Source organism: Kaistia nematophila (genome assembly GCF_026343855.1).
Lineage (GTDB): Bacteria > Pseudomonadota > Alphaproteobacteria > Rhizobiales > Kaistiaceae > Kaistia > Kaistia nematophila.
In genome coordinates, this window is record NZ_JAPKNK010000003.1 from 427,193 (window position 1) to 446,846 (window position 19,654).

General features: G+C 66.8%; 20 protein-coding genes and 1 tRNA gene. 18 read left to right on the forward strand and 3 right to left on the reverse strand.

Annotated elements, in window-relative coordinates; all coding sequences use genetic code 11:
• Positions 1-55 precede the first annotated feature (55 nt).
• The 8 genes from OSH07_RS10625 (at position 56) to OSH07_RS10660 (ending at position 4,184) form a co-directional block, all read left to right on the forward strand.
• Positions 56-247, forward strand: coding sequence for a hypothetical protein (locus tag OSH07_RS10625; protein ID WP_266338607.1), 192 nt, complete (start codon positions 56-58; stop codon positions 245-247).
• 2 nt (positions 248-249) lie between these two features.
• Positions 250-570: a hypothetical protein gene (locus OSH07_RS10630; protein WP_266338608.1), complete on the forward strand. Its 321-nt coding sequence runs from the start codon at positions 250-252 to the stop codon at positions 568-570.
• A complete protein-coding gene (locus tag OSH07_RS10635) occupies positions 554-1,540 on the forward strand; it encodes a hypothetical protein (protein WP_266338609.1) in 987 nt (328 codons plus the stop codon). The genes OSH07_RS10630 and OSH07_RS10635 overlap by 17 nt, the downstream gene beginning before the upstream one ends.
• Positions 1,530-1,829: a hypothetical protein gene (locus OSH07_RS10640; RefSeq protein ID WP_266338610.1), complete on the forward strand. Its 300-nt coding sequence runs from the start codon at positions 1,530-1,532 to the stop codon at positions 1,827-1,829. The genes OSH07_RS10635 and OSH07_RS10640 overlap by 11 nt, the downstream gene beginning before the upstream one ends.
• A 253-nt stretch (positions 1,830-2,082) precedes the next feature.
• Positions 2,083-2,352, forward strand: a complete 270-nt coding sequence (locus OSH07_RS10645; RefSeq protein ID WP_266338611.1) for a hypothetical protein — start codon at positions 2,083-2,085, stop codon at positions 2,350-2,352.
• 73 nt (positions 2,353-2,425) lie between these two features.
• Positions 2,426-2,761, forward strand: coding sequence for a DUF2493 domain-containing protein (locus OSH07_RS10650; protein ID WP_266338612.1), 336 nt, complete (start codon positions 2,426-2,428; stop codon positions 2,759-2,761).
• Between the two features lie 170 nt (positions 2,762-2,931).
• Positions 2,932-3,180 carry a hypothetical protein gene (locus tag OSH07_RS10655; protein WP_266338613.1) on the forward strand — a complete coding sequence of 83 codons (249 nt, stop codon included), beginning with the start codon at positions 2,932-2,934 and terminating at the stop codon, positions 3,178-3,180.
• A gap of 35 nt (positions 3,181-3,215) precedes the next feature.
• The gene (locus OSH07_RS10660) at positions 3,216-4,184 is read left to right on the forward strand and encodes a tyrosine-type recombinase/integrase (protein ID WP_266338614.1); all 969 of its coding nucleotides are present in this window, start codon (positions 3,216-3,218) and stop codon (positions 4,182-4,184) included.
• Between the two features lie 75 nt (positions 4,185-4,259).
• On the opposite strand, the gene OSH07_RS10665 is transcribed toward OSH07_RS10660, so the two are convergent.
• Positions 4,260-4,335, reverse strand: a tRNA-Ile gene (locus OSH07_RS10665).
• A gap of 371 nt (positions 4,336-4,706) precedes the next feature.
• On the opposite strand from OSH07_RS10665, the gene OSH07_RS10670 reads away from it, so the two are divergent.
• The 9 genes from OSH07_RS10670 to OSH07_RS10710 all read left to right on the forward strand — a co-directional run bounded on the left by OSH07_RS10670 (position 4,707) and on the right by OSH07_RS10710 (position 15,591).
• On the forward strand, positions 4,707-6,320 hold the full coding sequence (locus OSH07_RS10670; protein WP_266338615.1) for an ABC transporter substrate-binding protein: 1,614 nt from the start codon (positions 4,707-4,709) through the stop codon (positions 6,318-6,320).
• Positions 6,321-6,388: 68 nt separating this feature from the next.
• Positions 6,389-7,357 carry an ABC transporter permease gene (locus OSH07_RS10675; protein WP_266338616.1) on the forward strand — a complete coding sequence of 323 codons (969 nt, stop codon included), beginning with the start codon at positions 6,389-6,391 and terminating at the stop codon, positions 7,355-7,357.
• Positions 7,354-8,271: an ABC transporter permease gene (locus tag OSH07_RS10680; protein WP_266338617.1), complete on the forward strand. Its 918-nt coding sequence runs from the start codon at positions 7,354-7,356 to the stop codon at positions 8,269-8,271. The genes OSH07_RS10675 and OSH07_RS10680 overlap by 4 nt, the downstream gene beginning before the upstream one ends.
• A complete protein-coding gene (locus OSH07_RS10685) occupies positions 8,268-9,971 on the forward strand; it encodes a dipeptide ABC transporter ATP-binding protein (protein WP_266338618.1) in 1,704 nt (567 codons plus the stop codon). The genes OSH07_RS10680 and OSH07_RS10685 overlap by 4 nt, the downstream gene beginning before the upstream one ends.
• Positions 9,968-10,972, forward strand: a complete 1,005-nt coding sequence (locus tag OSH07_RS10690) for an acyl-CoA dehydrogenase family protein (RefSeq protein WP_266338619.1) — start codon at positions 9,968-9,970, stop codon at positions 10,970-10,972. The genes OSH07_RS10685 and OSH07_RS10690 overlap by 4 nt, the downstream gene beginning before the upstream one ends.
• Positions 10,969-12,339 carry an LLM class flavin-dependent oxidoreductase gene (locus OSH07_RS10695; RefSeq protein WP_266338620.1) on the forward strand — a complete coding sequence of 457 codons (1,371 nt, stop codon included), beginning with the start codon at positions 10,969-10,971 and terminating at the stop codon, positions 12,337-12,339. The genes OSH07_RS10690 and OSH07_RS10695 overlap by 4 nt, the downstream gene beginning before the upstream one ends.
• A complete protein-coding gene (locus OSH07_RS10700; protein WP_266338621.1) occupies positions 12,336-13,541 on the forward strand; it encodes an acyl-CoA dehydrogenase family protein in 1,206 nt (401 codons plus the stop codon). Before OSH07_RS10695 ends, OSH07_RS10700 begins: the two co-directional genes overlap by 4 nt.
• Positions 13,542-13,566: 25 nt before the next feature.
• Positions 13,567-14,568 carry an amidohydrolase family protein gene (locus tag OSH07_RS10705; protein ID WP_266338622.1) on the forward strand — a complete coding sequence of 334 codons (1,002 nt, stop codon included), beginning with the start codon at positions 13,567-13,569 and terminating at the stop codon, positions 14,566-14,568.
• Positions 14,569-14,667: 99 nt separating this feature from the next.
• Complete coding sequence (locus tag OSH07_RS10710) at positions 14,668-15,591, forward strand: ABC transporter substrate-binding protein (RefSeq protein ID WP_266338623.1); 924 nt, start codon at positions 14,668-14,670, stop codon at positions 15,589-15,591.
• Positions 15,592-15,675: 84 nt separating this feature from the next.
• Here the strand turns inward: OSH07_RS10710 and OSH07_RS10715 are convergent, their stop codons facing one another.
• Positions 15,676-16,656, reverse strand: coding sequence for an SDR family oxidoreductase (locus tag OSH07_RS10715; protein WP_266338624.1), 981 nt, complete (start codon positions 16,654-16,656; stop codon positions 15,676-15,678).
• Between the two features lie 273 nt (positions 16,657-16,929).
• On the opposite strand from OSH07_RS10715, the gene OSH07_RS10720 reads away from it, so the two are divergent.
• The gene (locus OSH07_RS10720) at positions 16,930-17,586 is read left to right on the forward strand and encodes an HD domain-containing protein (RefSeq protein ID WP_266338625.1); all 657 of its coding nucleotides are present in this window, start codon (positions 16,930-16,932) and stop codon (positions 17,584-17,586) included.
• A 26-nt stretch (positions 17,587-17,612) separates the two neighbouring features.
• Here the strand turns inward: OSH07_RS10720 and OSH07_RS10725 are convergent, their stop codons facing one another.
• Positions 17,613-19,415 carry a PAS domain S-box protein gene (locus OSH07_RS10725; RefSeq protein ID WP_266338626.1) on the reverse strand — a complete coding sequence of 601 codons (1,803 nt, stop codon included), beginning with the start codon at positions 19,413-19,415 and terminating at the stop codon, positions 17,613-17,615.
• Positions 19,416-19,654: the final 239 nt, after the last annotated feature.

Here is a 19,654-nt window from a genome sequence, read left to right on the forward strand (position 1 = left end):
CAGCCAAGCTTCTTCGCATTCGATGCACCCGCCCTCGAACAGGAGGGGCGGGACCATGTGTAACGCCTGTGGCTTCCTGTGCTGCGCCTGGGATCTTTTCTCGGGCTGCGGCTGCGATTGGTGCGACGAGCCCGATTGCCGGGCCGAAGAAGAGTTCGATGACGATGACGACGGCTATGAATGCCGGCACATCGCGCCGCGCGTCTTCATCTGCGATGCGCCCGCCCTCGAACAGGAGGGGCGCTGAGCATGGCGAGGCAGACTGACGCCAGCCGCATCGTGCGCGAAACACTCCTCGCCTGCTTGCCGCCAGGCGTACCGCCGTCGTTCAAGAGCATCGACGGCGCCACCTACGAAGGTCGCGGACGGTCACGAACCATCACAGCGCGCCTCACGATGCTCGATGGCTACCCGGCAACTGTCCGATTGACGCCTTGGGCTTTCGGCTGGTCGCACAGGTTCACGGACCTGCCGGGCGGCGATCTCTCCTTCGAGGATGGCCATTGGCAGCGCGTCCTCGCCATCCCAATCCTCACCCCGGAGCCCAACCGAAATGACGACCGCAATTGAGCCGAGCGCCGACGAGATCGAGCGGGTGGCCGACGAGCTTGAAGCACTGGCGGATGTGATTGTCACCGCATCCAGCAAGGCCGCGAAGATTGAAGCCAGCGCGGCAATGACGCGCGCTGCCAAGCACCTCCGCGCCGCGATCCTCGCCATGGACCGCCGCGTCGAGGCTGCGGAGTGCCCCCACTGCCTCGGAACCCGGCACCTGTACGAGGTCGGCCGGGTCGCGGAGCCCTGCCCCTACTGCGCCGCTGTGCCGGTGCTTTGGCAGGCGTGGCGGTCCAATGATTGGGAGGATACCGGCAAGCCGTCGTGGGAGGAGTTCGACGACGAGGAAGCAGCAAGGGGATGGGCGAGCAAGTGCCGTTACAACGGCGTGCGCCCGCTCTACGCCTCCCCGCCCGCGCCAGCCGTGGCGGTGCCGGAGGGGTGGAAGATCGTTCCTATCAAATGCGATCGATTCATAGGCCAAGCGATTTGGGCAGTACGGCATGTTAAAGCCGTCGCTGGCGTTGTCGAGATGCAACCGCTTTGGGATGCCATACTCGCCGCCGCGCCCGAGCCTCCCGCCACCCGGAGCGAAGAGCCGGCGGCGTGGACGACACAGGGTTGGCTCGACGCCCTCGCGCGGCGTGGAGGTACGGCCTCGATCTGGGCGATGAAGCCTGGCACGCCGACGGATGTCGCGCTCTACCTCGGCCCTCCCGCCACCCGCCCCGAAGCCGACGGCTGGATGCCGATCGAGACAGCACCGACCGACAGCCACTTCATCGCGGCCATCAAGGTTCGCCACACTGATGGACGGAGTTGGTGGGAGCAGCACATCATTTGGCTGGATGACGAAGACGGGGATGTTCACCCCGATTGCGAACAAGGCTGGAACATCAGCGATTATGATGCTTGGAGGCATCTGTCGCCTCCGCCATCCGCCACCGCCATCCGCGCGCTGAAGGAGCCCGGCGATGAGCACTGAAGCATGGGAGAGGGCCCCCCTGAAGCGAGACCCGGGTCCGTACGAGACACGCGCCCTGTGGGGCATCATGAACCCGTATGGATCGCTGTGGACTGACCAGACGTTCGAATCGCCGGCAGAAGCAGAGAGTTACCTCCGCAACTTCTGGAAGGACATCTCGAAGGCCAGCCTCTCGAAGTTCCGCATTGTCCTCGTCCGCCGCTCGATCACGCTGGAGGTCGAGGACGGTCACATCACCGTAGCCCCGCCCCGCGCCCGCATCGAGCAGATGAAGGAGATCACGGAATGAGCTGGCAGCCGATCGAGACTGCGCCGAAGGATGGGACACAATTCCTCGCCCTGCTTTCCAACGGCTGGTACGAGCTTCTTCGCTGTCGTGCGGATCTGTCTTGGCGACATCAGTGGTGGACAGGGCTTAGCACCTCGCCGCCGATCGTAGAGACGCACCCCGCCGGCTACGACTGGTCGAAGCACAGCACAATCTTGGCCACCCACTGGATGCCCCTCCCCGCCCCTCCGGCTGCGGCACAGGGGGATGAGGGATGAGCGAAGACGCGAAGCCTTGGGCAATCCAAGATTTTGATGATGACAGCGACGATGGCGGGCTGACCGTCGCCCACCTATGCCAATCCGTCGCGACGTGGTCATGCATGCAACAGCGCAGCGTCTCGGTCGCGGAGGCAGCGCTGGCCTTCAACACCACGCCGGATGTGATCCAGCACGCGATCAATGAGCATGGAGGGTTCTACCTCTACCTCATTGGCGAGGACGATGATCCGACCGAGCAGTTCATCGAGCACGACGGAGAATGACCATGGCGGCAAACAACGTTGGCAAGGGTCATCTCCGCGCCAATCCCGCCGGCATTCCAGTGCAGGAGGGATGATGCGCGTTCTCGTTTGTGGTGGCAGGGACTTTCGCGACCGGGCCGCGATGGCCCGCGCCCTAGATCCCTTGCGCAACAAGATGTCGGCTCTGATGAGTGGCGGAGCGCCGGGAGCGGACACGATGGCTTGGGATTGGGGTTGGACGAACCACTTCCCTTGCGAGCGCTACATGGCCGACTGGAAGACACACGGCCGCGCCGCAGGCCCTATCCGCAATCAGCGCATGATCGATGAGGGTAAGCCTGATCTGGTGATTGCCTTCCCCGGCGGCCGCGGAACGGCTGACATGATCCGCCGCGCCAAAGCGGCCGGCATCGAAGTGAGAGAGGGATGATGGGGGACCGTTCCGCCGCAATCCGTCGCGAGGATATCGCCGACACCACTCCGATCCGGCTGGACATCGCCGCTCGCTTGGCATTTCCTGACGGCTCAATCGGAATATCAAGCCTTCGAAGAGAGGCCGCGCGTGGCCGCCTTCGTGTATGGAGAATCGCTGGGAAGGATATGACCACCCTTTCCGAGATCGAGAAGATGGTGGAACTTTGCCTCGTCCCTCACTCCCTGCCCGCCTCTGGCTCCGACCCGCAGCCGGCGACCGAGAAGCGACCTGGATCATCATCGACAGGCGACGCCAGTATAGCACTGGCTGCAGCGAAGATGCGCGTGCAGAAGCTGAGCGGCGCCTCGCCGAACACATCGCAGCAAAGCACAACCCGGTCGCGTCAGGCCGACGTCATCCCACTGAAGTCCTGATAGCCGACGTCCTGTCGGTCTATCTGGACGATGTGGTGCCAAAGCAGGCGCGGCCGAAACAGGCCAGCGATAGGGTCGGTCGGCTGCTCGAATGGTGGGGCGAAAAGCGGCTCTCCGAAGTCACGCAACAGTCCTGCGACCAATATGCCGCCCACCGGAGAGAGGCGGAACGGAAGCGCCGCGCTGATGCCCGAAAGGCCGCCTTGGCGGCCGGCCGTAAGTCAAAGGCCAAGGAGCCCCGCGGCAACACGACGGGCGGGTCCCGCCGCGACCTCGAAGACCTCCGATCCGCTATCAATCATCACGCCAAACGGAATCTTCATAGCGGGGTGATCGAAGTCGCGTTGCCAGCGAAGGGAAGCCCGCGCCCGACTTGGCTGACCCGGAGCGAGGTGGCGCGGTTGATCTGGGTGTGCTGGCGCCATGGCCGCGCGGTCAAGCTGCCCAAGGGATCCCGCAAAGGCGAAACCGTCGAGTCCAAATTCCACGACCTTCGCCACATCGCGCGGTTCATCCTGATGGGCGTCTATACCGGCTCTCGTTCCGGAGCAATTTTCTCGTCGTCGATCTACGCCGGGTCCAACCGGAGTTTCGTTGACCTAGATAGCGGCATCTTCTACCGCCTGGCTGACGGCGCCGCGGAGACGAACAAGCGCCAACCGCCGGCCCCGATCCCCGATCGGCTGCTCACCCACCTGCGTCGCTGGAAGCGCCTTGGGGTCATCAGCCAGTACGTGGTCGAGTGGGACGGGCTACCGGTCAAGTCGATCAAGGTTGGGTGGGCTAGCGCTCTGGCGCTCGCGGGCATCGACAAGGGGGCAACACCCCACACCCTACGCCACACGGCGGCGACTTGGCTGATGCAGAATGGTGTGGATACCTGGGAGGCGGCAGGCTACCTCGGCATGAGCGAGGAGGTGCTTCGGCGTGTCTACGGCCACCATCATCCAGCGTTTATGCGCAATGCGGCGAGCGCGATTACGGGCAAACGGAAGGCGCGCTAACGCGGCAATGATTGCCGTAATGATTGCCGCAAAATAGAATAGATCTAAGAATTTCCTATAAATATCTGAAAAGATTGGTGGGCCCACCAGGACTCGAACCTGGAACCAGACCGTTATGAGCGGTCGGCTCTAACCATTGAGCTATAGGCCCCCGTGGCCTTCCGTATCGCCTTTGAAGGGGCTTGTCGACCCGGATGACGCGCGAAGCCGAAGGGGTTGTGCGAGACGACCAAGCTCGCGGAAAAAGCGTCCGCTCCGGCCGGGAACCTTGCTGTGCATCCGCGTGAACGCCCTCCCTCCAGGCCCCATCGGATCCGGGGCTTCACAGCGAGGCGGCGGATAGTGGCAAGAAACCGTCGTCAGCGCCCCACCGCCTCAGGCGATCCCGATAGGCAGGAGCATTTTCCGTCCACGGCGCATTCTTTAGTCTATCAAGTCTGTAGAGATAGTCGTCTATCTCTATTCTCTCCGTAATGAAGCTCCCCTCCCCGGGGCCGCGCCGATTTCGCCGGAGACATCAAAATGAAAAAGGTCCTGTTTGTCACGCCCGCAGGCGCGCGCTACGGCGTGGCGCTGGCGGCCCTGCTGGCTTTCCCGCCCCTGGCATCGGCTGCCGGCCAGGAACAGCGCGTGCTTACCATCGGCCTGGCCGAGCAGTCGCAGTGCATCGATCCGCAGCAGGACAACTACGGCTACGCCGCGATCGAAGGCCGAGGCCTTGTCGATTCCCTGACGGACCAGAGCTACGAAGACCCGTCGAGGATCGTGCCCTGGCTGGCCCAGTCCTGGGACATCAGCGATGACGCGACGAGCTACACGTTCCATCTGCGCCAGGATGTGACCTTCAGCGACGGCAGCAAGCTCGACGCGAATGTGGTGAAGGCGAATTTCGATACGGTCTCGAAGATCCCCGGCGCGGCCGGCGCCTCGTATTTCAAGGGAACGAAGGCGATCAACGTCGTCGACGACCACACGATCCGGATCGATTTCGACCAGCCGAACGTGCCCTTTCTCGCCGCCACCTCGACGGGCGAACTCGGCATCGTCTCGCCCGCGACGCTGGCCAAGACGCCCGAGCAGCGGTGCCATGAAGGCGTCGTCGGCTCCGGCCCGTTCGTGCTCGACGACGTCAAGCTGAACGAGAAGACCGAACTCGTGAAGCGCGCCGGCTACAACTGGCCGTCGGCGCTGCGCAAGCATGGCGGCGAGGCGCATCTCGACCGCATCGTCTATCGCATCATCCCGGAAGCGACGGTCCGCACCGGCGCGCTCCGCAGTGGCCAGGTCGATATCATCCAGGCCACCGGCTATGACGATGCGGCGACGCTCGAGCAGGAAGGTTTCCCGCTCAGCAAGATCGAGTCGCTCGGCACGGCCGTCAACCTGCTCATCAATACGTCGCGCGGCATCCTCGCCGACCAGCCGGTGCGGCTCGCCTTCAGCAAGGCCATCAATCGCCAGGAGGTCGTCGACCTCGCCTTCTCCGGCTACAAGATCCCCGCTTCGGGTGTCCTGACCCGCAAGACCCCGGGCTATCTCGACCAGAGCGAACTCCTCGCCTTTGACCTCGACGGCGCGAAGAAGCTGCTCGACGAAGCCGGATGGGTCCCGGGCGGCGACGGCATCCGCGTCAAGGACGGCAAGCCGCTCAGCATCACGATCTCGTTCTATGCCGCGCCGATCAATCAGGCCTTCCTCGAGGTGGTGCAGCAGCAGGTCCGCGACGCGGGCTTCGAACTCAAGCTGCGTCCGCTGACCGGCGGCGCCTATGACGAAGCGCTGCTGGCCGGCGACTACGACCTGCATCGCTGGGAATGGTCACTGGGCGACCCGGACGTGCTGCGCCAGCTCTATTCGACCAAGGCCTTGAACCGCTTCCGCCTGCCGGCCGAGAACGCGATCGACGCGCCGCTCGAGGCGCAGCGCGCGACCAAGGATCCGTCCGAGCGCAGGAAGCTGACCGACGCCGTGCAGAAGACGATCCTGGAACAGGCCTTCGCCGTTCCGGTGTTCTTCACCCAGGAACTCTGGTCCGAGAACGGCAAGGTGAAGGGCGTCGACTGGGGCGGTCCGGGCGCCGGTTCGACCAGCCAGATCCTCTATGACGCGACCGTCGATACGGCCGCCTCCAACTGACGCGCGCATGACGGGCGGGAGCCTTTGTCCCGCCCGCCTTCTTTTCCTGCAATGCGGATACCGAAACGATGGGAAGCTTCGTTCTGAAACGAGCGCTTCATGCCTTGGGCGTCCTCTGGGCGACCTTCACCGCGGCATTCCTTCTTCTCTACGTGCTTCCCGGCGATGCGGCGCTCAGCAAGATGAACCTGGGCGCAGGCGGCAGCGGGTTCTCGGCCGAGGCGCTGGAAAGGATGCGCGCCGAGATGGGACTGGACCGATCGGTCCTGGTTCAATATCTGCGCGCCCTCGCAGCGGCGCTGCATGGAGATTTCGGCGTCTCGGTGCAGACGGGGCAAGGCGCGCTGCCGATGTTCGCGCAAGCCGTGCCCGAAACGCTAAAGCTCGCGGCGCTGGCACTCGTCTTCGCGCTCCTGCTCGGCACCGGCCTGTCGCTGTTGACGGCCTATGTCCGCTCCCAAAAGCTTCGCCATGCACTGCAGGCGCTTCCGGTGATCGGGGTTTCGATGCCCTCCTTCTGGATCGGCCTCGTCCTGCTGCAGATCTTCTCGTTCAAGCTGAGACTGCTGCCCGGCATGGGCAATGAAGGCCTGGCCAATCTCATCCTGCCGGCCTTCGTCCTCGCCATTCCGACCACCGCGCTGATCGCGCAGATCCTGTCGCGCGGCCTGCGTTCGGCGCTGGGCTCCGCCTATGTCGCGACCGCGCAGGGACGCGGCGCGAGCCGGGCCCGGCTCATCTTTGGACATGCGTTCCGGAACTCGGTCATCCCGGTCGTCACCGCCCTTGGCATGGCGAGCGGCCAGCTCATCGCCGGCTCGGTCGTTGTCGAGACCGTGTTCTCCCGCTCGGGGATCGGCCTGCTGACGGTCAAGGCGGTCCTCTTCCAGGATACGCCTATCGTGCTGGTCGCGGTCCTCTTCGCCGCCTCGGTCTTCGTCACGGTCAATCTCATCGTCGACATCCTTTATCCGCTGATCGATCCGCGCATCGAAATCGGCGTGCGACGCACGGCAGGCGCGGGAGGCCGCTCATGAGCAGCATCGGCGTCACCGAGCCACGCGACGGCGATCTCGCCGACCGGCCATCGCGCGGACCAGCCGCCGTCAGGGCCGCCGGGGACCTCGCCAGCCGCCTCGCGCGGGCCGCCCTCCGGCAACCGGGGCTGTCGCTCGCCGTCATCGTCCTCGCCGTCATCGCGCTCGCTGCGCTGTTTCCAGAACTCCTCACCTCCTACAACCCGATTCGCGGCCAGGGCGGCGCACGGCTGAAGCCGCCCAGCGCGGAACACCGGTTCGGCACCGACCAGATGGGCCGCGATCTGTTCACGCGCGTCGTCTACGGCACCCGTCAGTCCCTGAAGGCGGTCGTGCTGGCCGTCGGCATCGGCATGTTGGTCGGATGCGGCATCGGGCTCGCGGCCGGCTATGTCGGGCGTTGGGTCGACGACATCCTGATGCGGCTGATGGACGTGCTCCTGTCCGTACCGATGCTGCTGATCTCGCTTGCAATCATCAATGCGCTCGGCTTCGGCATGGTCAACATCGCGATTGCCGTCGGCATCGGCAGCGTCGCCGGCTTCGCCCGCGTGACGCGGGCGCAGGTGCTGAAGATCCGGTCCGGCGCCTTCGTGGAAGCGACGCTATTCGCCGGAATTAGCCGTCTCACAGTGCTGCGCCGACACATCATCCCAAATGCGCTAGGCCCTGTCGTCGTCCTCGCGACCCTGGAACTGGGCTGGGCCATCCTGAGCGTGTCGGCGCTGTCCTTCCTCGGCTTCGGCCCTCCGCCACCCACGCCCGAATGGGGCCTGCTGGTAGCAGGCGGCAGGGACTACATGACCGCCGCATGGTGGCTCACCACCATGCCAGGGCTCGTCATTCTCGCCACAGTACTTGCCGCCAACCGCGTGGCGCAGTCGCTCTCCGGCCGCGAGATGAGCGCGTCATGACGCCCGCACCATTCCGGCGCGCCGCAGCGGCTGATGCTCCGCCGTCGCAACCGGACACCGACGGCAGCCCGCTGCTGCGGATCCGCGACCTCGCGGTCGAATACGCCGCTCGCGGCCGCCGCTTCGCCGCGTTGCGCGGCGCCAGCCTCGACGTCAGGCAGGGCGAGGTCGTCGCGCTGGTCGGCGAGTCCGGTTCCGGCAAGAGCACGATCGCCCTGGCGGCCATGGGCATGCTGCCGGAGGCAGCCCGCATTGTCGGCGGCTCGATCGAGCTCGCAGGGCGCGAACTCCTCGCGCTCGGCGAAAGGGAGCTCAACCGGATTCGCGGCCTCGAGGTCGGATGGATCCCGCAGGATCCGATGGTGGCGCTGAACCCACTTCACCGGGTGGGACGGCAGGTGGCGGAGCCGCTTCGGATCCACAAGCTGGTCGCATCCGGAGCGCTCGACGAAGCCGTCGTCGCCCTGCTCCACAGGGTGCGCATCGCGGACCCGGAGATCCGGGCGCATCAGTTCCCGCACGAGCTATCCGGCGGCATGCGGCAACGCGTTCTGATCGCCGGAGCGATCGGCCCGCAACCCGGCCTGATCATCGCCGACGAGCCGACGACCGCTCTCGACGTGACCGTCCAGAAGACGATCCTCGACGACATCGGCGCCCTCGTCGCCTCGTCCGGCATGGCGATGTTGCTGATCACGCACGACCTCGCCATGGCAGCCGATCGAGCCGACCGCGTGATCGTGCTGAAGGAAGGGCGCATCGTCGAGGAAGGCAACGCAGCCGATGTGCTGCGCGCGCCCAAGGCCGACTATACGCGGATGCTGATCGCCAGCGCTCCCAACGTCGCGGCGGGGCGCCGCAGATCTTCCGCCGCAGCCGGGGATGCGTCCGCCGCGACGGCGACGGAGCCGATCCTGGCGCTCCGCAACGTCTCGCGCAGCTTCACGGTGGCGACGGGCCGCAGCGAAGGTCATGTCGTCCAGGCCGTCGCCGAGGTCAGCCTCCATATCGGACGCGGCGAGACGCTGGCGCTGGTTGGCGAATCCGGTTCCGGCAAGTCGACGGCGGCGCGGCTCGCGCTAGGCCTGACCCGGCCGGATAGCGGCAGCGTCCTCTTCGAAGGCAATGATATCGGCAGCTTCGATCGCAAGGGGCTGCGCGGCATGCGGCGCCTGGTGCAGCCGATCTACCAGAATCCATACGCCTCGCTGTCCCCGCGCCTGACGGTGGCGGAGATCGTCGAGGAGCCCTTGCAGGGCTTCCGGCTCGGCGATCGGGCATGGCGACGGCGCCGCGTCTGGGAACTGATCGATCAGGTCGGCCTCGCATCCCCGTTGCTGCATCGTTACCCGGCTGAGTTGTCGGGCGGCCAGCGCCAGCGCGTGGCGATCGCGCGAGCGCTCGCGCCGGAACCGGCGCTGCTGGTATGCGACGAGCCCGTCTCCGCGCTCGATGTCTCGATCCAGGCGCAGATCCTCGAACTCCTTGAAAGGCTGCAGGCTACGCACGGCCTCAGCTACCTGTTCATCTCGCACGACCTCGCCGTGGTACGGCAGATCGCCGATCGCGTCGCCGTCATGAAGGACGGCCGGATCGTCGAGGTGGGGCCCGCCGATGCCGTCTTCGAAGCGCCGGAGCACGACTACACGCGGCTCCTGCTCGCTTCCATTCCCGGAAATCTCTCAAGGAACGCCTCATGACAGCCGAACTCTCGTCCGCGGTCATCGATCCACCGTCGGTCGTTGGCGAACCCGTTGCCGCGGAGTTCGAGCCGGGGGCAACCGCGGCTGCCGTCCGGGAGACGGCACGGCGCGATCCGGCGGCGGCGCTCACGCTCCTGAACGGAACAACGCTCCGATACGCGCTCAAGCTTCTCGATGCGACGCCACCGGAGGGCTCTCTCGCAGGCTGGTCGCGGCCGAACCCGTCTGGCGACCCCGCCCAGGACGAGCGAACCCTGGCCGTCGAGCCACCTGGCAAAAAACTCTCCGGCTGCCAGCCCGTCGCTGCAATCGGATCGGCCGAGGGCGCGATCCTGCTGATTGCCCCGGACAAGGGCGGCGATGGCTACCTGCTTCGGCTCGACGCCGGTCCGCATCTCCGCGTCGACGAAGCCATCTTCGACCGGCCTGGCTTCCGTCAGCGCTGGATCGAGCTCGCCGAGCCACAGTTCTTCGCGCCGATCTCGATATTCCCTGCCGCGACGCTGCAACCAGCCTTGCGGAGGATCGTGCTGGCCGAAGAGTTGCTTCATGCGGCGCTCGACCTTGGCATTCTCGAAGGCTTCTGGGACGCCGCGCGCGCGCATATCACCACCCGCACCCGTCCCTGGCAGGGTCAGTCGCTCGCCAAGGCCACCGACGACCCGCACCTGCTGCGCCGCTACGGCAAATACACCGCGACGGTCCACGCGGCACAGGGCCTGTTCAAGGAGGCCGTCGACGCCGTAACGAGCATCCCGGCGCTGCCCGGCACGATCGACGCCGTCAGCGCCGCGCGGGCCTACCTGCTTCTCGCCGGTCGGACCCTGATCGGCGGAACGATCGAGCTTCTCGGCGCCGGCGCCACGAGCAGCCGCTACGGCTTCGACCTCTACTGGCGCGACTTTACCGCCCACGCGGTCGCCCACCCGCCGCACTGGCCCCTTGAAAGCATCGGCCGGCGCCTCGCCCATCCCAGCCTCGAGGAGCCTTTCGCATGAGCGCGCGGTCCATTCACCTAAACGTCAACGTGCTGAGTTCCGGCTCGCATGGCGCCAGCTGGCGCGCGGCCGATGGCAATCCGCTCGGCTATGTCCAGATCGAGCATTACCAGGAGATCGCGCGCATCGCCGAGCGCGGCCGGCTCGACGCGGTCTTCCTGGCGGACGCCCTCGCCATCGCCTTCGATCCGCGCACGAATCCGAGCTGGGCGCTGGACCCGGCGGTGATCGTGGCCGGCATGGCGGCGGTGACAAGCCGGATCGGCTTCATCGCCAGCGCCTCGACCACCTATTCGCACCCCTACAACATCGCCCGCACCTTCGCGTCGCTGGACCACGCCAGCCATGGCCGGGTCGGCTGGAACGTCGTCACCACCTATGACGAACGGGCCGCTCCCAATTTCGGCGACAAGAACCTGCCCGTGCACGCGGATCGCTACGGACGGGCGGTCGAATTCGTCGATGTCGTGCAATCGCTGTGGGACAGCTGGGAGGACGACGCGCTGGTACTCGACCGCGAAGCCGGCCGCTTCGCCGACGCCGCCAAGATCCACGCGATCAACCACCAGGGTCCGCACTTCTCCGTCGCCGGTCCCTTGCAGATCCCCCGCTCGCCGCAGGGACGACCACTGCTGGTTCAGGCCGGCAGCTCGGAGCAGGGGCGCGATCTCGCCGCCCGCTATGCGGAAGCGATCTTCTCCGTGCAGCAGGATCTCGGCGAGGCGAAGGCCTACTATGCCGACGTCAAGGGCCGCGCCGCCCGCTACGGACGCGATCCCGACAAGATCGCCATCCTTCCGGGCCTGTTCGTCATCGTCGGCTCGACCGAGGAAGAGGCCCACAGCCGACGCAAGCAGCTCGACGAGATCGCGGGCGAGGCGACAGTCCTGAGACGCTTCGCCGGCCAGCTCGGGCTCGATCCCGCGCAACTGGACCTCGACAGGCCGGTGCCGGAGCACCTGCTGGAAAAGATCAACGGCTACATGGGGACACGCGGCTTCGTCGAGGCGACGCTGTCGCTTGCCCGCAACCGTTCACTGACGGTGCGCGACATCATCGCTCGCGGCGGCGGGGCCCATCGCCTGGTCGTCGGCGGGCCCGAGCAGATCGCCGACACCATCCAACACTGGGTGCAGGAGCGCGCAGCCGACGGCTTCAACATCATGTGCGATGTCTTCCCGTCCGGCCTGGCCGCCTTCGTCGAGCATGTGGTGCCGGAACTTCAGAAGCGCGGGCTGTTCCGGCGCGAGTATGAGGGAACCACGCTGCGCGATCACTACGGGCTACCGCGTCCGCCAAGCCGCTTCGCGCAACAGAAGGCGCCATCCGAATCCGAAGCCAGGCAGCATTGGGAGGTCGCACTGTGACCGCGCCGACGCCAACCGCGATTGCCCCGACCCGCATTCTGACCACCGCCGCCGAGGCGATCACCGCTGCCCGCGAGCTCGCGCGGCTCTGGTCCCAGACTGCCGCAAGCGTCGATGCCGAGCGTCGGATTCCGCGCGCCGAACTCGCGGCGCTGTCGCGCTCCGGGCTGCTCGCAGTCACGGTGCCGCGCGAATTCGGCGGACCTGGCCTCACGACGGAGACGCTGATCGAGATCTTCCTGATCCTCGCCGCGACCGACACGTCGCTGGCGCAGGTGCCGCAGAACCATTTCGACTTCGTCGACACGCTGCTGGTCGCCGCGCCGGAGACGCGCGCCCTCCTCTATGGCGAAGTGCTGCGCGGCGCCCGCTTCGGCAATGCCATCGCCGAGCCCGGCCGCCCGTCGCGCCGCGAGATCGCCACGACCATCGTCGAGGACGGCGAAGGGTATCGGCTGAACGGCAGGAAGTTCTTCTCGACCGGTGCCTTGACGGCGCAATGGGTGCCCGTCTTCGGCAAGCATGCGGACGGCCGCATCCTGACCGCCTACGTGCGCCGCGATACGCCGGGACTCGACGTCCGGGCCGACTGGGATGCCTTCGGCCAGCGGGGCACCTTCAGCGGCACGACCATCCTCGACAATGCCTGGGTGCCGTCCTCGCAGGTTGTGGACCGGTCGGTGGGCGATCGTGCCCTGCTCGTCGCGCAGTTCGCCGGCAACCAGCTCATCCACGCAGCGATCGAGGCAGGCGCCGCGGCAGGCGCGATCGAAACAGCCGCCCGCATCCTGTCGCGCGCCGCAACCCGCCGGGAAAGCGATCTCGCCCGCCTCGGCGAATTTTCCGTGCGGACCCGCGCGGCGCGGACGTTGACGCTCCGGGCCGCGCGCCTGGTGGACGGCGTGCTTTCCAGCCCGCAGGCGACGGTCGAAGCGGCCGTCGAGGCCTTCATCGCGACCGACGAGGCCAAGAGCATCGCCTATGAACTCTCCCCTGCCCTCACCGCGGAAATCGCGCATTTCAGGGCCCGGGCCGGCGATCCCGAACGACGCAGGCTCGATCGCCTGTGGCGCAATTCTCGGACCCATTCGCTGCATGACCCTGTGCGGTGGCGCCAATCCTATGTCGGCGATTTCGCACTGAACGGCGCCCTCTCGCCCGACCTGGCCTCGCTCGCCGGCCTCGCCCGTGTCGCCGTCTGAACTACCCAATGGTGAAGGAATGATCGTGACCCAAGACGCGTCCAACGGCCCGCTGACCGTCATCGACTTCCACGTCCACATCCGGCCGCCATGGTGGCGCGCGCCGCGGCCCATCGCCACCAACACCCGGGACGCCGCCTGGCAGGCGGCGTGGGTGTCGAAGCTGACCGCGCCAGAAGCCCTCCTGCGCGAGAGCGCCGAGGCCGGCGTGGCGCTCAATCTGCTCAGTTCGACGATCGAGGGCATCAGCGGCATTCGCGGCCCGGTCGATCATGAGGAGGTCCGCCGGCACAACGACTATCTGGCCGAGCTGGCGACGGCGCATCCCGGCCGGCTCGCGGCCCTGGCCGCCGTCGATGCCTTTTCCGGCGAGGCCGCTGCCCTTGAGGCGGAGCGCGCCATCCGCGAACTCGGCCATGTCGGCATCGTCATCGATTCCGCCCGCGACGGCGTCTATGCGGGACATCCCTCGACGTGGCCGGTCTTCGAGGCGGCGGACCGGCTCGGTGTGCCGATCCTCGTCCACCCGGTCGCCGCCGAAACGACGGAAGCATTGACGCGCTCGGCCGGCCGGCCCGGCAATTCGTTCGGTCGCGGCCATGTCAACGGCACGGCGTTCCTCACCGTGCTGGAGAACGGCATCGTCGAGCAATACCCGGATCTCGACCTCGTCTTCACCGGCATCGGGCTGGGCGCGCTGGTGATCGCGGCAGCCGAACTGCCCCAGTACAGCCTGACGGCGCGCGAACGGGGCATCGCACGACCACGCATCCATTTCGATTTCATGGGGCTCGATCCAGCCGTCCTCGCCTTCGCCGTTTCCGTGCTCGGCGTCGATCGCGTGCTGGTCGGCAGCGACTGGCCGATCTGGGAGCCTGTGACGCACGCCAGGCTCTCGGCCGTCTTCGACGCCGCCGGCGTTGCTGGCGCCGACCGCCGGAAGATCGCCTCCGGCAATGCCCAGCGAATTCTCGCAAGACGGACGGACGTCGCCAGGCGCGAGCGAGAGCTGACTTCAGATGGCTGACGCGTCTCTCGACTCCGCCGGCAGTCTCCGTTCGCCGCTCGAGCGGCTGCGCGAATTGCCAGCGCGCCCGCCACTTCCCCATTCGCAGAGGTAACAGGCATGACCCGATCGTTCCGATATGGCGCCGTCACGAAGCACGCCGCGGTCCTCGCCCGCTTTGGCGCCGAGGCCGGCTTCTTCGCCCGCGAAGGCATCACCCTCACCATCGAGAATGTCTATGGCGGCCCGGAAATGTCGGCCGCCGTCGAGCGCGGCGAGGTGGACGTCGGCGAGGTCGGCACACCGCCCGGCCTGACGGCGATCGGCCAAGGCAGAAGGATCCGGATCGTCGGCAGCGCCCTCGATCGCGGACTCGCCTTCTTCCTCATCGCCCATCCGGAAATCCGCGACTGGCCTGACTTTCGAGGCAAGACCGTCGCGGCGCTTTCCAAGGGCAGCTGCGGCTACTGGTATCTGCGCGACATCCTCGCCCAGCACGGCGTCGATCCGGACAGGGACGTCACCTTCCGCCATCTCGGCGCGGAGTTCGATCGCCAGCTCGACCTCATTGCCGCCGGCGAGATCGTCGCGCTGCTGGCGGGCGGAACCTATGTCGCCCTCGGCGAACAGCAGGGAATCGTCCGGAACTGGGGCGGACCGCAGACGCTCGCGGATGTGCCTTCGATCCAGTGGAGCATCCAGATCGCCAGCGAGGCTTTCATCGCTCGCGAGCCCGAACTGCTCCGCGACGTACTCGAGATCGTGCGGCGCACCGGCCACTATGTGCGCGATAACCCAGACGAATGGCGGGCTTTCGTCGCCCGGCTGTTCGACGTCAGCGACGAGATCGCGGCGCGATCGATCGGCTATGAGCTGCCTTACCTGCATTTTGACGGGCAGATCGACGGCCCGGGTCTCGAGCGTGCGCTCGACCTGCAGTATCGGATCGGCTCCACCGAACGCCGGCTGAGCGTCGACGAGGTGGTCGATCTTCGCTACCAGCCAGCGCCAACTCCGGCCCCGGCCCTGCGCGCCATCGCCTGACGGTTGCCGGCGCGAATGAATCCGCTTCGGCGGTTCGGTCGCCGATCGGCAGGAAGCCGCGACGCTTCAACCACGGCTGGCGACCTAGCCCAGCGCCGCCTGTTCGCGGCAGATCCGGTCGACGAGCGCGTCGAACTCACCGCGTGGCGGGCGCTGGACGGCGAGGCGCTGCTTCAGGTGCCGGATCGGCTCGGCCAGGATCTCGTCGAGGCTCTCGGCGCACTGGAAATCGCCCGCCACGCTCTTGACCTTGGAATTGTCGAAGATCGCCGTCCACGCCTTGTCGCCGGTCAGCGGACCGATCCACTCCGGATTGTAACGAACCAGCGTGTCGGTCGGGACATGCACGATCTTCGCCTCGACGCCAAGCAGCCGGCCAATCGCCTTCTGGATGTCGTCCCAGATATGGGCCCGGTCGCCGGTGATGTGGAAGACGTCGTTCAGCGCCGCCTTCTTACCGAACAGGCCGACGAACGGCACGGCGAAATCGACCGAGCGGGTCAGCGTCCAGGGCGTGTGGCCGTCGCCGGCGACGATGGTGGGCTCGCCGTCGAGCATGCGGCGCGCCATGACATCGCTGTCGCCGATCATGATCGGCAGGCCGGTGCGGACCGTATGGCTCGGACGCACGATGGTCCAGTCCAGCCCCTTGGCCGCCTCCAGCAGCTTCTCGCAGGCGATCTTGGCCTGGCTATAAGGCCAATACGGATTGATCGCCGGCGTCTTCTCGGTGATCACGTAATGACGCGCCGGCTTTTCATAGACCGATGCCGACGAGATGAAGATGTATTGGCCGCAATGGCCGGTGAAGATCTCGATGTCCCGCGCCACCTGGTCGGGCGTGAAGGCGATGAACTGGCAGACGACGTCGAAATTCTTCCTGGCCAGCTCGGCATATTCCGGCCCGGCGAGGTCGCCGACGATGGAGGTGACGCCCGCCGGCAGCGCGCTCTCCCGCTTGCCGCGGTTGAAGACGCTGACGTCGTGCCCCTCGGCCACCGCGCGCTCGACGCAGGGATAGGAGATCTGACCGGTGCCGCCGACGAAGAGAATGCTCAGAGCCATCTGAAGGACCTTTTCCGGAGAGGATCAACACCGTAGCGCAGAACTCGCCGCCATGGCGAGACGGCCCGACGATCGCGATCATGCTGCCTGATGATGATCAGAGCGGGCCACTCATAACGGTCCGCTTCCAGGTTCGTAAGCCGGCAAACAGGGACCGAACGGCTGCGGGCACCGGCGGCCGGCTTCTTGCCAGGACCGCCTCCCGCGCCTACTACGCGGATCACGTCATCGCCTCTGCGCGTCCACTGCCCGCTCCCTTGCCACGGTCTGCCCATGAACGATCCAGCCAAGCCCGCCCCGGTGACCCTGAACGCGTGCGAGATGGCGAACCTGCTTCCCGACGAGCGGCTGCGGTCGCAGTTCCTGTTCATCCTGGAGGTCGAGGCGCTCAAGCAGGTGCTCCGCCGCACGCCGCTCCTCGACGGATCCCGGCGCGAAAACGACGCCGAGCACAGCTGGCAGCTCGCGCTGATGGCCATGGTGCTTGCGGAGCATGCCGACGAGGCCGTCGACCTGCCGCGCGTGCTGAAGATGCTGCTGATCCACGACATCGTCGAGATCGATGCCGGCGACACGTTCATCTATGACGCAGCCGCGCTGACCGATCAGGAAGCCCGCGAGAAGATCGCCGCCGATCGGATATTCGGGCTTCTGCCGGCGGACCAGGCGGAGGAACTCCGGGCACTCTGGGACGAATTCGAGGCGCGGGAGACGGCCGAGGCCAGGTTCGCGCGGGCCATCGACCGGCTGCAGCCCCTGCTGCACAATTTCTTCACCGGCGGTGGCACCTGGCACACGCCCGGCGTCACCAGCGTCGACGTCACGGCACGCAAGAGCCCGATCGGCGCGTCGTCGGCAAGTCTCTGGGAAGCGGCGCAGGCGATCATCGCCGAGGGCGTCGCGCGCGGCTACCTGAAGCCGGGCGAATAGGCCGGCGCCGGCCGCCGGCCCCGTCCCTATTCGCCGCGTTCCCAGTCGCTGACCACGGGCGCGTGGACGCGGCAGACGACGCCATCCGCCTCGTAGATCACCTGCACCTCGCCGCGCAGCTCGGCGGCGAGCGCCTGCTGGATCAGCCGCGTGCCGAAGCCCTTGTGCAGCGGCGGAGTCACGGCCGGGCCGCCGCTCTCCCGCCAATGCAGCTCGAAATGCGACGGGTCGTCCGGACGCAGCGCCCAGCGAACCTCCACCCGCCCCTGAGGAACGGAGAGCGCACCATATTTGGCCGCGTTGGTCGCGAGCTCGTGCATGGCGAGCGACACCGTCAGCACCGAGCGCGGCGGCAGGCGAAGCGACGGTCCGGCCGCCTCGAACTGCTCCGGCCGATAGGGCGCGATGATGTCCGCCACCACGGCGGAGAGCTCGGCGCCGTTCCAGTTCTCGCGGGTCAGGAGATCATGCGCATGGGCGAGCGAGGTCAGGCGGGCGAAGAAGGTGTCGGTCGCGCCGCCCTCCGCCCTGCCGAAAGTCTGGCGGGCGATCGCCTGCACGGTGGCGAGGACGTTCTTGACCCGATGCTGCAGCTCGCCCATCAGCACATGCTGCAGCCGTTCGGCCGCCTTCCGCTCGGTGATGTCGCGCGCGATCTTGGAGGCGCCGACGATCCGGCCGTGCTCGTCGCGTATCGGCGACACGGTGAGCGAAACGTCGATCAGCCTGCCGTCCTTGTGACGGCGCTTGGTCTCGTGCGGCTCGACGCGCTCGCCTTCGCGTATGCGGGCGATGATCGCGGTTTCCTCGTCGGGCCGGTCCGCCGGCACCAGGAAGGTCACCGGCAGGCCGAGCACCTCCTCGGCCGAATAGCCATAGAGATGCGCCGCGCCATTGTTCCAGCTCGTCACCCGCATATCGAGATCGGTGCCGAGGATGGCATCGTCGGAGGAGGCGATGATGGCGGCGAGCCGCCGCTCCAGCGCCTCGGTCCGCCGCCTGTCGGATATGTCGAGGATGATGGCGCTCGCCTGGCGGATGCTGCCCGCCTCGTCGCGCACGGCGCCGAGCGAATTGGAGATCCAGACGAGCGATCCGTCCTTGCGGACCAGGCGCTTCTCGATCGAGACGCTCTCGCCTCGCTGCAGCAGCTTGTCGAACTGGGCGACCGTCGCCGGCAGGTCGTCGCGAAAGGTGATGTCCTGCATCCGCAGCCGGAGCAGCTCCGCCTCGGTGCGCCCGGTGATCTCGCAGAACCGGTCATTGACCATCGCGAAGCGGCCATCGAGATCGATCAGCGCGATGCCGCCCGTCGCCTGGCGGAACAGGGCGCGCAGCCGCGCCTCGCTCTCCTGCAGGGCGTGCTGGGCCGCGACGCGCGCCGTCGTCTCGCTGACGATGCAGAGCACGGCCTGCACGACGCCCGCATGGTCGCGAACGGGCGAGTAGGAGATGTCGAAATAGACATATTCCGGAAAACCGTGCCGCTCGATGTAGAAGCGCCGGTCCTTGGCGGAGATCGTCTCGCCGGTGGTGCGGACATGCTGGAGCAGCGGCTCCAGGTCGGACCAGAGCTCGCTCCAGTATTCGCGGGCCGGCCGGCCGAGCGCATGGGGATGCTTGTCGCCGATCGTAGGCGCGTAGGCGTCGTTGTAGATGGCGACGAACTCGGGACCGGCAAAGATGACGATCTGCGCCTGCGCCGGCAGAATCAGATCCACGGCGGCGTCGAGACATTCCGGCCACGAGGAGCGCGGCCCGAGCGGGCTGCGGCTCCAGTCGAGAGAGCGGATCAGGCGTTCCAGTTCCCCGCCGGGGTGATCTGTCAAAGGGGTGTCCATGTCCAGGAGAGCGCTCGCAACGTCCGACATCCGCTTCTCCCCTGGAACGGGCGAGAACACACGACGCTCGCTTTGAACGGCTGACGCGTCGCCTGTCGACAATTTCACCACCCTACACCAAACCCGGCGCGAAGATAGTGTGGCATCACGGCCGATCCCGCCCGTCGCGGCGGGTCATGCCTATGATTTGGGCCGGATTGCTGTATGATGCCTGCATCATCGGCTGA

What these genes read in the sequence shown, in the direction of transcription:
- OSH07_RS10645 (WP_266338611.1), top strand. Translation starts at nt 2,083, where the DNA reads ATGAGCGAAGACGCGAAGCCTTGGGCAATCCAAGATTTTGATGATGAC.
- OSH07_RS10710 (WP_266338623.1), top strand. Translation starts at nt 14,668, where the DNA reads ATGACCCGATCGTTCCGATATGGCGCCGTCACGAAGCACGCCGCGGTC.
- OSH07_RS10685 (WP_266338618.1), top strand. Translation starts at nt 8,268, where the DNA reads ATGACGCCCGCACCATTCCGGCGCGCCGCAGCGGCTGATGCTCCGCCG.
- OSH07_RS10630 (WP_266338608.1), top strand. Translation starts at nt 250, where the DNA reads ATGGCGAGGCAGACTGACGCCAGCCGCATCGTGCGCGAAACACTCCTC.
- OSH07_RS10670 (WP_266338615.1), top strand. Translation starts at nt 4,707, where the DNA reads ATGAAAAAGGTCCTGTTTGTCACGCCCGCAGGCGCGCGCTACGGCGTG.
- OSH07_RS10675 (WP_266338616.1), top strand. Translation starts at nt 6,389, where the DNA reads ATGGGAAGCTTCGTTCTGAAACGAGCGCTTCATGCCTTGGGCGTCCTC.
- OSH07_RS10640 (WP_266338610.1), top strand. Translation starts at nt 1,530, where the DNA reads ATGAGCACTGAAGCATGGGAGAGGGCCCCCCTGAAGCGAGACCCGGGT.
- OSH07_RS10720 (WP_266338625.1), top strand. Translation starts at nt 16,930, where the DNA reads ATGAACGATCCAGCCAAGCCCGCCCCGGTGACCCTGAACGCGTGCGAG.
- OSH07_RS10690 (WP_266338619.1), top strand. Translation starts at nt 9,968, where the DNA reads ATGACAGCCGAACTCTCGTCCGCGGTCATCGATCCACCGTCGGTCGTT.
- OSH07_RS10695 (WP_266338620.1), top strand. Translation starts at nt 10,969, where the DNA reads ATGAGCGCGCGGTCCATTCACCTAAACGTCAACGTGCTGAGTTCCGGC.
- OSH07_RS10655 (WP_266338613.1), top strand. Translation starts at nt 2,932, where the DNA reads ATGACCACCCTTTCCGAGATCGAGAAGATGGTGGAACTTTGCCTCGTC.
- OSH07_RS10650 (WP_266338612.1), top strand. Translation starts at nt 2,426, where the DNA reads ATGCGCGTTCTCGTTTGTGGTGGCAGGGACTTTCGCGACCGGGCCGCG.
- OSH07_RS10625 (WP_266338607.1), top strand. Translation starts at nt 56, where the DNA reads ATGTGTAACGCCTGTGGCTTCCTGTGCTGCGCCTGGGATCTTTTCTCG.
- OSH07_RS10715 (WP_266338624.1), bottom strand. Translation starts at nt 16,656, where the DNA reads ATGGCTCTGAGCATTCTCTTCGTCGGCGGCACCGGTCAGATCTCCTAT.
- OSH07_RS10680 (WP_266338617.1), top strand. Translation starts at nt 7,354, where the DNA reads ATGAGCAGCATCGGCGTCACCGAGCCACGCGACGGCGATCTCGCCGAC.
- OSH07_RS10635 (WP_266338609.1), top strand. Translation starts at nt 554, where the DNA reads ATGACGACCGCAATTGAGCCGAGCGCCGACGAGATCGAGCGGGTGGCC.